Here is a 12,154-nt window from a genome sequence, read left to right as displayed (position 1 = left end):
GAGGCGGGCGCCGATGGGAGCCGGACACCAGCACGGGGGCCCGTCCCCCTCTCCGCGCGGGACGGCGGGCGCCGCCTACCGGGGGCGGCTGCGGATCGCGCTGGCCATCGCCGCGCTGCTGCTGGTGGCCGAGCTGGTGGGCAGCGCGCTCACCGGCTCGCTGGCCCTGCTGGCGGACGCCGGGCACGTGGCCACGGACACCATCGGCATCGCCATGGCGCTGCTGGCGATCCACGTCGCCAACCGGCCGGCGGGCGAGCGCCGCACCTTCGGCTACGCGCGGATGGAGATCCTCGCCGCGCTGGCCAACTGCCTGCTGCTGCTGGGCGTCGGCGGCTACATCCTGTTCGAGGCGGTGGGGCGGCTGCGGGAGCCGACCGAGGTGCCCGGGGGGCAGACCATCCTCTTCGGCCTCCTGGGGCTGGCGCTCAACGGCCTCTCCCTGGCGCTGCTGATGCGCGGCCAGCGGGAGTCGCTGAACGTCCGGGGCGCCTTCCTGGAGGTCGCCGCGGACACCCTCGGCTCGCTCGCGGTGGTGGCCGCGGCCCTGGTCGTCCTGGTCACCGGCTGGCAGGGGGCCGACCCCGTCGCCTCGCTGCTGATCGCGCTGATGATCGTGCCGCGCACGGTGAAGCTCGCCCGGGAGGCGCTGGACGTGCTGCTGGAGGCCGCGCCCCGGGACGTGTCGATACCGGAGGTGCGCGCCCACATCCTGCGGCTGCCGGGCGTGGAGGATGTGCACGACCTGCACGTGTGGACCATCACCTCGGGCATGCCGGTCCTCTCCGCGCACGTCGTCGTCGGCGGGGAGGCGCTGGACGCGCCGGGCCACGAGCGGATGCTGCGCGACCTCCAGAGCTGCCTGGGCACCCACTTCGACGTGGCTCACTGCACGTTCCAGCTGGAGCCCTCGGGGCACGTGGCGCACGAGGCCGGCGTCTGCGACTGACCGGGTGCGGCACACTGGTGCCCCGCCGCGTGCGCGGACGCCGGGTCCGGGACGTGGGGAGCGTCGAGTCGGGCCCCGCGGGGGCCGGGAAGTGGTGGAGATGCCGCAGGAGTCAGCCGTCGTGACCGAGCCGGTCCTGCTGGAGCTGGTGGACGAGGAGGGCCGGACCACCGGCACCGAGGAGAAGCTGGCCGCGCACCGGGCCCCCGGGCGGCTGCACCGGGCGTTCTCCGTCTTCCTCTTCGACGGCGCGGGACGGCTGCTGCTCCAGCGGCGGGCGCCCGGCAAGTACCACTCCCCCGGCGTGTGGTCCAACACCTGCTGCGGGCACCCCTACCCGGGCGAGCCGCCGTTCCTGGCCGCGACCCGGCGCACCGTCGAGGAGCTGGGCGCCGCGCCCGCGCTGCTGCGCGAGGCCGGGACGGTCCGCTACAACCACCCGGACCCGGCCTCGGGCCTGGTGGAGCAGGAGTTCAACCACCTCTTCGCCGGGCGGGTGGGCGCGCCGGTGGACCCGGACCCCGAGGAGGTGGCGGAGACGGTCTTCGCCGGCCCGGCCGAGCTGGGCAGGATGCGCGCGGCGGGGGCGTTCTCCGCCTGGTTCCCGACGGTGCTGGACGCGGCGCGGCCGGCGATCCGCGAGCTGACCGGGCCCGCGGCCGGCTGGTGAGGCGGCGCCCGCCCCCGCGCGGACGGCGCGGGGGCGGGCCGGCGCCCTCACCCGGGCGGCGGGCGCACCGTTGCGAACGCCCGGCGGACGGTCCTCCCCACGCGCGCGCCGTTTCGCCCCCGGAACGGCTTTCGCGACTATACGGAAGATGAGAAATCGGACCGCGGAACGGCCGCGACCTTGGCCTTTGCGCCGGGCCCGGCCCGCGCCCATGGTTACTATCACCATGTATACGAACTACCCCGAACCAGACAGATGAGGGCAGAGTACCGAGGCTGATGACATTTCGGTGAGTGTCCGGCGCGGCACGGGGCAGGGTCAACGCGACCGAATCCCCTGGACGTTGGAGTGCTGCTGTCATGGCTCTTCCGCAAGGTCCCCTGGAGCATCGCTACCGGGGGGAACACCCGGTGCGGACTCTCGCCTACCTCTTCCGGGAAGACCGCCTCCGGGTCCTGGTCGCCGTGCTGGCGTTCGCCGTCAAGCACAGCCCGGTGTGGCTGCTTCCCCTCGTGACGGCGAACATCATCGACATCGTCGTGGAGCGCCGCCCCGTCACCGAGATGGGCACCAACACCGCGATCCTCATGGTGGTCCTGGTGCTCAACTACCCCACCCACCTGCTCTACGTGAGGTGCATGCACGGCAGCGTGCGCCGCGTCGGCACCGCCCTGCGCTCCGCGCTCTGCCGCCGGATGCAGGAGCTGTCGATCGGCTACCACTCCCGCGTCAGTGCCAGCGCCCTGCAGACCAAGGTGATCCGCGACGTGGAAAACATCGAGACCTCGGCGCAGCAGAGCGCGGACACCGGCCTGGCGGCCGTCATCACGCTGATCGGCGGCCTGGTGGTCATCGCCGTGCGCGTGCCGGCGGCGATCCCGGCGTTCGTCGTGGTGGTTCCCGCCGCCTCGATCCTGGTCCGCAGGCTCCGGGGGCGGCTGCGCAGCCACAACGAGCAGTTCCGCCGGCAGGTCGAGCAACTGTCCTCCCGCGTCGGCGAGATGACCAGCCTGATCCCCGTCACCCGCGCCCACGGCCTGGAGCGCACCGCGCTCGGCCGCGTGGACGGCTCGCTGCGCAAGGTGCTCACGGCGGGCATACGGCTCGACCTGCTCAACGGCCACTTCGGGGCCATCGCCTGGATCCTGCTCCAGTCGATCGGCATCGGCTTCCTCGTCGGCGCGGCCCTGATCTCCTACTACGCCTGGCTGCCCGTCAGCCCCGGCGACGTGGTGATGCTCTCGACCTTCTTCACCACCCTGACCGGCTCGATGACGATGCTGATGGGCCTGACGCCGATCATCACCAAGGGACTCGAGTCCGTGCGCTCGGCCGGCGAGGTGCTCCAGGCCCCGGACCTGGAGGTCAACACCGGCAAGGCCGAGGTGACGGCCGTCAAGGGCCGCCTGGACTTCGAGTCGGTGACCTTCCGCTACGACGGAGAAGGGCCCGCCGCCATCACCGACTTCAGCCTCTCCGTGCCGCCCGGACAGACCGTGGCCCTGGTGGGCGCCTCGGGCGCGGGCAAGTCCACGATCCTCAACCTGCTGATCGGCTTCATCCGCCCCGCCTCCGGCCGCATCCTGCTGGACGGCGCCGACATGGCCACGCTGGACCTGCGCAGCTACCGCCGCTTCCTGTCGGTGGTGCCCCAGGAGTCGGTGCTCTTCGAGGGCTCCATCCGGGAGAACGTCGGCTACGGCCTGGCCGAGGTGGACAGCCAGGCGGTGCGCACCGCCCTGCAGGACGCCAACGCGCTGGAGTTCGTGGACCGGCTGCCCGACGGCCTGGACACCGTGGTCGGGGAGCGCGGCGCCCGTCTCTCGGGCGGGCAGCGCCAGCGCCTGGCCATCGCCCGCGCCCTGATCCGCGACCCGCGGATCCTGGTGCTGGACGAGGCGACCTCCGCGCTGGACACCCGCTCCGAGGCGCTGGTGCAGGAGGCGATGAACCGGCTGATGCGCGGGCGGACGGTGTTCGTCGTGGCCCACCGGCTGTCCACGGTGCGGGGAGCGGACCGGATCGTAGTGATGGACCAGGGCCGCATCCTGGAGATCGGCACCCACGCCGAGCTGCTCAGACGCGGCGGGGCGTACGCCCGTCTCCAGTCCACGCAGATCTCCTGACGCGGAGCCGGTTCAACGCCCGCCGGTCCCCTCGTGCCGCGCGGACCCCCGACCCGGGCGTCCCGGCCGGAGCCCTCCCCCGGCCGGGACACCCGCGCGCGCCTCGCCTCACAGCGGCTCGGTCTCGGTCAGCTCCCCGTCCAGGCTCAGCCAGCGGGTGATGCCCACCGTCCGCAGGAAGGGCACGTCGTGGCTGGCGATCAGCAGCGCCCCCTGGTAAGAGGCGAGCGCCGAGGTCAGCCGGCCGACGCTGGCCAGGTCGAGGTTGTTGGTCGGCTCGTCCAGCAGGAGCAGCTGCGGCGCCGGCTCGGCGAGCATCAGGGCCGCCAGGGTGGCCCGGAACCGCTCCCCGCCCGAGAGGTCGCCCACCCGCTGGTCGGGCCGCGCCTTGCGGAAGAGGAACCGCGCCAGCCGGTCCCGGATCTCCTGCTCCCTCGCGCCGGGCGCCAGGCGCCGGACGTTCTCCAGCAGGGAGACCTCCGGGTCGAGCACGTCGAGGCGCTGGGGCAGGTGCCGCAGCGGGACGTGCACGGCAGCCTCGCCCTGCGCCGGCGGGAGTTCGCCGGTGAGGGCCCGCAGCAGCGTCGTCTTCCCTGCGCCGTTGCGGCCGGTCAGCGCGATCCGCTCCGGGCCGTGCACGGCCAGGTCCGCGCGGGCCCCCGAGCGCAGCACCACCTCCCGCAGGGTGAACACAGCCCGCCGCGGCGGGACGGCCGTGTGCGGCAGGTCGACGCGGATCTCGTCGTCGTCCCTCACCGCCTCCTCCGCCCGGGCCAGCCGCTCGCGCGCGCCGGCCAGCCGGTCCTCGTGGAGCTGGCGGTGCTTGCCGGCCGAGACCTGCGCGGAGCGCTGGAGGGCACCGGCCACGATCCGGGGCAGGCCCTTGGTCTCGGCGGCCTTGCGGCCGTTCCTGGCCCGCGCCGCCAGCTTGACGTGCGCCTCGGTCAGGTCCCGCTTCTGGCGCTTGACGTCCGCCTCGGCCGCGCGCAGCGTCCGCTCCGCGGCCTCCTGCTCGACGGCCAGGGTCTCCTCGTAGGCGGACAGGGGCCCGCCGAAGACGCGGACCGCGCCGACGCCCCGCCGCTGCCCGGGCCCCTGCCCGCGCAGCTCGGCGATCCGGTCCACGCGCTCCAGCAGCTCGCGGTCGTGGCTGACGACGACCATCACGCCGGGCCAGGCGTCCACGGCCTGGCAGAGCCGCCGCCTGGCCCGGAGGTCGAGGTTGTTGGTCGGCTCGTCCAGCAGCAGCACCTCGGGCCGGCACAGCAGCAGCGCGGCCAGCCGCAGCAGCACGGTCTCGCCGCCGGAGACCTGGCCCACGGTGCGGTCCAGGTCGATGCCGCCCAGGCCGAGCTGGTCCAGCGTGGCGCGGGTGCGCTCCTCGACGTCCCAGTCGTCGCCGACCGTCTCGAAGTGGGCCTCGTCCGGGTCGCCGCCCTCGATGGCGTGGAGGGCGGCCCTGACGCGGTCGATGCCCAGCACCCGGTCCACGGGCTGCCCGGTGTCCAGGGTCAGGCTCTGCGGCAGGTAGCCCACCTCGCCCGAGGTGCGGATCGCGCCGGAGGCGGGCGTCAGGCGCCCGGCGATCAGCCGCAGCAGGGTGGACTTGCCCGAGCCGTTGAGCCCGGTCAGGCCCGTGCGGCCGGGGCCGAACGCCAGGTCCAGGTCCTCGAAGACGGGCGTGCCGTCCGGCCAGGAGAAGCTCAGGCGGGCGCAGGTGATTCGGGCGTTGCTCATGCGGTCCTCCGGGGGTCTGCGGTGTCCAGGGGCTGGGCGGGAAGGACACCGGGCCCGCGGAGGGGCCGACGGAGGACCGGGGAAGGGCCGGGAAGGCCAGGGGTGCGGCGCGGGAACGCGGCCGGCGCGGCGGAAAGGGGCCGCGGGCGGTAGCCGTCTGCTTCCGAGGTCGTCCGTGTGCGGCGCGCCCGGCACGGGGCGGGCGGGTCCACGGTGTCATGACCTCAGATGAGCAACGGCCTCTCCTCACGACGGCAACAGGGCCGTCGTCGAGGGTAGGGGCACGCCCCCGGCCGGGGCAAGCGGGATTGCCGCGGGGCCCGCCCCGGCCGGGACGGGCCCCGCGCGCCGGGCGTCCGCCCTCAGCGCCCGCCCTGGTCGCGGCCGAGGAGGCCGGCCCGGCGCAGGGCGTCGGCCATGGCGCTGTTCGCGGGCTCGCGGTCGGCGGGGCGGCGGCGTTCGCCGCCGCGGCGGTCGCGCTGGCGCGGGGTGTTCCCGCCGCGCGGGGCGCGCTCCTCCCGGTCGCGCTGCCCACGCCCGCGCTGCTCCCGGCCCCCGCCCCCGCCCTCGCGGTCCTGCCCCCGGTCCCGGCCGCCGCGCCCGCCGCGGGCCGCGCCCGGCTCCTCGTCCAGCCGCAGGGTCAGGGAGATCCGCTTGCGGGGCACGTCCACGTCCAGGACCTTGACCTTGACGATGTCCCCGGGCTTGACGACCTCGCGCGGGTCGGAGACGAACTTCCGCGACATCGCGGAGACGTGCACGAGGCCGTCCTGGTGCACGCCCACGTCCACGAACGCCCCGAAGGCGGCGACGTTGGAGACCACGCCCTCCAGGACCATGCCGGGGGCCAGGTCGCCCAGGGTCTCGACGCCCTCCTTGAAGCGGGCGGTGCGGAAGGCCGGCCGCGGGTCGCGCCCCGGCTTCTCCAGCTCGCGCAGGATGTCGGTGACGGTCGGCAGACCGAAGGAGCCGTCCACGAACTCCTCGGGCCGCAGCGCCCGCAGGGCCGCGGCGTTGCCGATCAGCGCGGGAACGTCCGTTCCGGCGGAGGCGACCATCCGGCGGACCACGGGGTAGGACTCGGGGTGGACGGCCGAGGCGTCCAGCGGGTCGTCCCCGCCGCGGATCCGCAGGAACCCGGCGCACTGCTCGAACGCCTTGGGCCCCAGCCGCGAGACGTCCTTCAGGGCGGCTCGGCTGCGGAAGGGGCCGTGCGCGTCGCGGTGGGAGACGATGTTCTCGGCCAGGGTCGAGCCGATGCCGGAGACGCGGGCCAGCAGCGGCACGGAGGCGGTGTTGACGTCCACGCCCACGCCGTTGACGCAGTCCTCGACCACGGCGTCCAGCGAGCGGGAGAGCTTCACCTCGGACAGGTCGTGCTGGTACTGGCCCACGCCGATGGACTTGGGGTCGATCTTGACCAGCTCGGCCAGCGGGTCCTGGAGGCGGCGGGCGATGGAGACCGCGCCGCGCAGGGAGACGTCCAGCTCCGGCAGCTCCTGGGCGGCGTAGGCGGAGGCCGAGTAGACCGAGGCCCCGGCCTCGGAGACGACCATCCGCGTCACCTCCCGCTCGCCGCCGAGCCGGGTCAGCAGTTCCCCGGCCAGCCGGTCGGTCTCGCGGGAGGCGGTGCCGTTGCCGATGGCGATCAGCTCCACGCCGTGCTCCCGCACCAGGGCCTCCAGCGCGGCCAGGGACTCTTCCCAGCGGCGCTGCGGGGCGTGCGGGTAGACGGTGGCGGTGGCGGCGACCTTGCCGGTCGCGTCCACGACGGCGACCTTCACACCGGTGCGCAGCCCGGGGTCCAGGCCCATGGTGGCGCGGGTGCCGGCGGGGGCGGCCAGCAGCAGGTCGCGGAGGTTGGCGGCGAAGACGCCGACGGCCTCGTCCTCGGCGGCGGTGCGCAGCCGGGTGCGCAGGTCGATGCCCAGGTGGACCAGGACACGGGTGCGCCAGGCCCAGCGGACGGTCTCGGCCAGCCAGGCGTCGGCGGGCCGGCCGCGGTCCGCGATCCCGAAGCGGCGGGCGATGGCGCGTTCGAACGAGCTGGGCGGGGCGGTCCCCGTCCGCGGGTCGGGCTCGGCGGGCGGCTCGGGCTCCAGGGTGAGGTCGAGGACCTCCTCCTTCTCGCCGCGGAAGAGGGCAAGGGCCCGGTGCGAGGGCAGCTTCGCGAACGGCTCGGAGAAGTCGAAGTAGTCCGCGAACTTCGCCCCGGCCGTCTCCTTGCCCTCGCGGACGCGGGAGACCACCCGGCCCGACTCCCACATCCGCTCGCGCAGTTCGCCCAGCAGGTCGGCGTCCTCGCCGAAGCGCTCGGTGAGGATGGCCCGGGCCCCCGCCAGGGCGGCGTCCGCGTCCGGCACGCCGCGCGCCTCGTCCACGAAGGCCGCGGCGGCGGCCTTCGGCTCCACGCCCGGGTCGGCCAGCAGCCCGTCGGCCAGCGGTTCGAGGCCGGCCTCGCGGGCGATCTGGGCCTTGGTGCGGCGCTTGGGCTTGTACGGGAGGTAGATGTCCTCCAGGCGCGCCTTGGTCTCGGCGGCGCGGATCGAGGCCTCCAGGGCCTCGTCCAGCTTGCCCTGGGAGCGAACGGACTCCAGGATCGCCTCGCGCCGCTCCTCCAGCTCCCGCAGGTAGCGCAGGCGCTCCTCGACGGCGCGCAGCTGCCCGTCGTCCAGGGTGCCGGTGGCCTCCTTGCGGTAGCGGGCGATGAACGGGACGGTGGAGCCGCCGTCGAGCAGCCCCACGGCCGCCCGCACCTGCCCCTCCCGTACGCCCAGCTCCTCGGCGATCCTTGCCTCGATGGACCGGCCTGCGACGGACTCTGCGACGGACTCTGTCACGATCAACGCTCCGCTTTCCCGGCGCCGGGTGCGCCGCGGTGTGCATTGTGGCAGGGCCGGGCGGGGAGCGGGCGCTCAGGCGCGCTGGGTCCTGCGGGCGCGTCCAGGCCCGGCGCGGGCGTTCGTCCGGAGCGGCGCGCGCTCAACCGGCGGGGCGCGCGGGCAGGTCGGTGCGCTGGGCGTGCGCCTCGTCGCGGACATCGGCGCAGGGGTGGCGGCGCAGGGCGCGCAGCAGGTCGCGCCAGGGGGCGGGCCAGCCGGTCCTGGTGCCGCAGGCGCGGGCGAGGCGGACGGCGAACAGGCCGGTGGCCAGGCTCCCTTCGGCGGCCAGGGAGCCGGCGGCGGCGAGGAGGGCGGCGGGGTCCCCGGGCCGGTCGGGGGCGGCGAGGCGGCGGGCCAGGGCCTCGGCGGTGCGGGCGGCGAGCGCGGGGCGTTCGCGGTGGAGGGCGGCCAGGCGGGTCAGGTCGGCCGTGAGGGCGGGGGCGTCCAGGTCGGTGGCGGCGGCCAGCAGTTCGGTGGCCTCGCGGGTGAAGTCGGGATAGTGGGAGAGGAGTTCCCCGATGCCGGCGGCCAGCGGGCGGGAGGAGGGCTCCCGCTGGGCGACGCCGGTGCGCAGGCGGGCGGCGCAGACCTGGATGCGGCGGCGGGCGGGCAGGTCGGCCTCGGCCTGGGCGTCGGGGGTGGCCTCGGCGGCGTCGGCCACGGCCAGGGAGGCGACGGCGGTGTGCAGGGCGTCGCGGGCGGCGGGCAGGGTGCGCGCGAGGGCGGTGAGGGCCTCGACGGCGGACTGCCAGGTCGCGTCATGGGCGAGGTCGGTGGCGGCGGCGACCAGGACGCCGGCCGCCTCGGGGGCCCAGACGCCCCAGTGGGCGAGGGCGGCGTGCGCGGCGGCGGCCGTGCGCGGGTCGGCGTCGGCGGCGAGCGCGACGGGCAGCGCGGCGTAACGCACCCGGTGGGCGTCCGCGAGGTCGAGCGGGCGGACGCGCAGCAGGGCCAGGCGGGCGGCGGGCGGCCCGGAGGTGGCGGCGCCCAGCAGGCGCCAGGCGCGCTCGTCGCCCAGCAGCCGGGGGGCGGCGGCGACGCAGGCGGCCACCACGTCCGGGTGGACGCCGGGGTGAACAGCCGGGCCGGGACCCGAGGGCCCCGCGGTCTCGGCCAGGAGGGCGGCGGCCTCGGCGACGGGCAGCAGGGCGGCGGCGAGGTGAACGGCCGCCTTGCGGGCGGTGACCTTGGCGGGGGCGCGGCCGGGGGCGGGCAGCAGGACGGAGGTGAGCAGGCCGCCGAGGCGGGAGGGCGGGACGTGGCGGGCCGCGCGGGCGGCGGCGGGGACGGCGACGCGGGCGCGGTCCCCGCCGGCCAGGGCGAGCAGGCCGGGCAGGGCGTCGCCGGGCCGCTCGGTGCGGGAGAGGGCGTCCAGGGCCGCCTCGGCCACGACGGTGTCGGCCTCGCCCGCGAGGCGGCGCAGCTCCTCGGCGCCCTCGGAGCCGAGCGCTGCCAGGCCGGCGACGGCGGCGGCGCGGCGGGCGCCCGGGGTGCTGGCGGACTCGGCCAGGCGCGCGCAGCGGCGGGCGGCGGCGCGGCGCTGGCGGGGCTGCCAGCGGTGGGAGGCGGCCAGGGGCGGCAGGGGGTCGGCCTCGCGGGGCAGGAACCGGCCGTAGGGCGGGCGTTCGCCCAGCAGCGTGTCGAGCAGGTCGGTGCGGCGGTGGGTGAGGACCCGGGTGACGGGCGGGAGGGCGGCGGCCGAGGGGTCGAGGGCGAGGAGGTCGGCGACGCGGGCGTCGCGGGTGGCGGGGTCCTCCAGCCAGAGCCCGGCGGCGGTGCGCACGGTCTGGTCGCTGCCGAACTGGATGGCCTGGCGCAGGAGTTCCTGCAGCTCGGGCATGCCGCGGGCGCGGCGGCCAACGGCCCGGGCCAGGGCGAAGGTCAGGCCGTGGTCGACCTTCTCGGCCCCGGCCTCCAGCCAGGGCCGCAGGGAGGCGAAGACGTCGTGCTCCTGGCCGCGGCGCAGGGTGCGCTCCAGCCGCCCGAGGTCGGCCTCGCCGGTGTGGCCGGTGAGGCGGACGAGGGTGCGCAGGGACCAGCCGAGCAGGTCGCGCTGGTCGGTGACGGCGTGTTCGCGCAGGACGGCCAGGGCGAGGCGGGACAGGGCGGCGCGGGCGCGCGGGGAGGAGTCGCGGGCGGCGACGGCGTCGGCGGCGACGCGGTCGAGGCCGGGCTCGGCCTCGTCGGTGAACAGCCGGGGCGGGACGGCGGCCAGCGCGTCCAGGGCGGCGGCGCGCACGGGGTCCTGCTCGTCGCGCAGCCGCCCGGCCTCGGCCAGCACGGCGGTGAGGGCGACGGGGTCGGCGGAGCGGGCGGCGTTGCGAATCAGCAGGACCCAGCCGTCGGCGCGCTCCTCGGCCAGCGGGCCGCGGGTGGCGGCGCGCAGCTCGGCGGCGGCCTCGGCCACGGGGAGGTGGGCGAGGGCGGCGAGCAGGGCGTATCGGCCGAGGCCGCGGGAGCGGGCGCGCTCGGCGAGGCGGCGGGCCTCGGCGTGGCGGCGGGCGTGGGGCAGCAGGGCGAGGATGCGGTCGGCGACGGGGGCGGGCCCGGCGGGCCCGGCGGCCGGGTCGGAGTCGGCCCCGCCGGTGACCGCGTCGTGGAAGGCGGCGCGGCGGTGGGGCGGGAGGGCGGCGAGCAGCGCGGCCCGGCGCCTGGGCCGGCCGGCCCAGGCGCGGCCGAGTTCGGCCAGCTCGGGCGGGTGGCGCCGGGCCAGGCGGCGCAGGGTCTCGCCCGGCAGGCCGCGTTCGGCCAGGCGGGAGGCGCGGGCGGGGGCGAGGAGGAGGCGCAGGGTGCGGCCGGGCTCGGCGGTCAGCAGGCGGGGAACGACCTGCCACAGGGGTTCGGGCATCGGGCCGGGGTCGTGGCGTTCCAGCAGGGCCAGGGCGCGGCCGGGGCGGGGGCCCGCGGCGAGGGCCACGGCGGGGGCGTGGCGGGCCCACCAGCCGGGGTGCGCGGCGGCGGGCAGGGCGGCCAGCCGCCGGGCGGCCTCGTCCAGCACAAGGTCGGGGTGGCGGGTGGCCAGGGCCCGCCAGCCGCGTATCGCGGGGAAGAGCGCGGGGAGCAGCCGGGCGACGGTGCGCGGCGGGCAGGCGGACAGCAGCGGCGCGGCCTCGGCGTCGCCCCAGCGGGCGCGGTGGCGGTCGACGAGGAGGTCGGCCAGGGCGGTGCGGCGGGTGGCGACGACGGTGCGCAGCAGCTCGCGGCGCACCGCGCGGGGCGCGTCCTCCAGGGCCACCTCCAGCGCGTAGTCGCCGACCCCGGCGGCCCGGGCGGCGCGCTGGGCGCGGCGGCGCACCACGGGGTCGGGGTCGGTCAGCAGGGCGGCGAGGTAGCCGGTCTCGCGGCCGACGGCGGCGGCGAGCGCGGCAAGCCGCCGGCCGTGCTCGCCGTGCCGGGCCAGGGCCTCGACCAGGTCGCGCAGCTCGCCGCGGCCGGCGGCGGCGCGGGCCCGCGCCGCCAGTTCGCGGGCGCGCCGCGGGTGGGGCAGCGGGTCGAGGTCACGCAGCAGGCGTTCGGCGCTGGCTTGGGTCATGGCGGTGATTGTCCCGCCACGCCCGCGGGCGCGTGCGGCGGGTGGGGGTGGGGGACGGGGACGCGGCGGGGGCAGCGGGGTCAGGCAGCCAAGCGCATGGTCTGACCCAATGTCAACTCAGTCACCGATTCGAGTGATATGAACTCCACACGTGCAGTTGAATTCCTTGCGGACTGCCGGGAGTTACGGGCAGGGTGCGAGAGAAGTGACACGGTGCACTCACACCGTAACGTCCCGTGCAGCCCCCCACGGAGGGAT

6 protein-coding genes are annotated in these 12,154 nt (G+C 76.8%); 3 read left to right on the top strand and 3 right to left on the bottom strand.

The window, feature by feature from the left end; all coding sequences use genetic code 11:
- Positions 1-13 precede the first annotated feature (13 nt).
- From RM780_RS06215 to RM780_RS06205, 3 genes are all read left to right on the top strand, one after another.
- A complete protein-coding gene (locus RM780_RS06215) occupies positions 14-949 on the top strand; it encodes a cation diffusion facilitator family transporter (RefSeq protein ID WP_311629482.1) in 936 nt (311 codons plus the stop codon).
- Between the two features lie 100 nt (positions 950-1,049).
- On the top strand, positions 1,050-1,619 hold the full coding sequence (gene idi / locus RM780_RS06210) for an isopentenyl-diphosphate Delta-isomerase (RefSeq protein ID WP_311629481.1): 570 nt from the start codon (positions 1,050-1,052) through the stop codon (positions 1,617-1,619).
- A gap of 359 nt (positions 1,620-1,978) precedes the next feature.
- Positions 1,979-3,745, top strand: a complete 1,767-nt coding sequence (locus RM780_RS06205; protein ID WP_311629480.1) for an ABC transporter ATP-binding protein — start codon at positions 1,979-1,981, stop codon at positions 3,743-3,745.
- A 108-nt stretch (positions 3,746-3,853) separates the two neighbouring features.
- Here RM780_RS06205 and RM780_RS06200 read toward each other — a convergent pair whose 3' ends face one another.
- From RM780_RS06200 to RM780_RS06190, 3 genes are all read right to left on the bottom strand, one after another.
- Positions 3,854-5,482 (bottom strand): ABC-F family ATP-binding cassette domain-containing protein, encoded by a 1,629-nt coding sequence (locus RM780_RS06200; protein WP_311629479.1) that lies wholly within the window; start codon positions 5,480-5,482, stop codon positions 3,854-3,856.
- A gap of 362 nt (positions 5,483-5,844) precedes the next feature.
- The gene (locus tag RM780_RS06195; protein WP_311629478.1) at positions 5,845-8,322 is read right to left on the bottom strand and encodes a Tex family protein; all 2,478 of its coding nucleotides are present in this window, start codon (positions 8,320-8,322) and stop codon (positions 5,845-5,847) included.
- Positions 8,323-8,464: 142 nt separating this feature from the next.
- Complete coding sequence (locus RM780_RS06190; RefSeq protein ID WP_311629477.1) at positions 8,465-11,896, bottom strand: hypothetical protein; 3,432 nt, start codon at positions 11,894-11,896, stop codon at positions 8,465-8,467.
- Positions 11,897-12,154 lie beyond the last annotated feature (258 nt).

Source organism: Streptomyces boetiae, assembly GCF_031845405.1.
GTDB classification, from domain to species: Bacteria; Actinomycetota; Actinomycetes; order Streptomycetales; family Streptomycetaceae; genus Streptomyces; species Streptomyces boetiae.
Note: the sequence above shows the minus strand (reverse complement) of the source record. Positions and strands in the feature narration are given on the sequence as shown.

What these genes read in the sequence shown, in the direction of transcription:
- RM780_RS06215 (WP_311629482.1), top strand. Translation starts at nt 14, where the DNA reads ATGGGAGCCGGACACCAGCACGGGGGCCCGTCCCCCTCTCCGCGCGGG.
- idi (WP_311629481.1), top strand. Translation starts at nt 1,050, where the DNA reads ATGCCGCAGGAGTCAGCCGTCGTGACCGAGCCGGTCCTGCTGGAGCTG.
- RM780_RS06205 (WP_311629480.1), top strand. Translation starts at nt 1,979, where the DNA reads ATGGCTCTTCCGCAAGGTCCCCTGGAGCATCGCTACCGGGGGGAACAC.
- RM780_RS06200 (WP_311629479.1), bottom strand. Translation starts at nt 5,482, where the DNA reads ATGAGCAACGCCCGAATCACCTGCGCCCGCCTGAGCTTCTCCTGGCCG.
- RM780_RS06190 (WP_311629477.1), bottom strand. Translation starts at nt 11,896, where the DNA reads ATGACCCAAGCCAGCGCCGAACGCCTGCTGCGTGACCTCGACCCGCTG.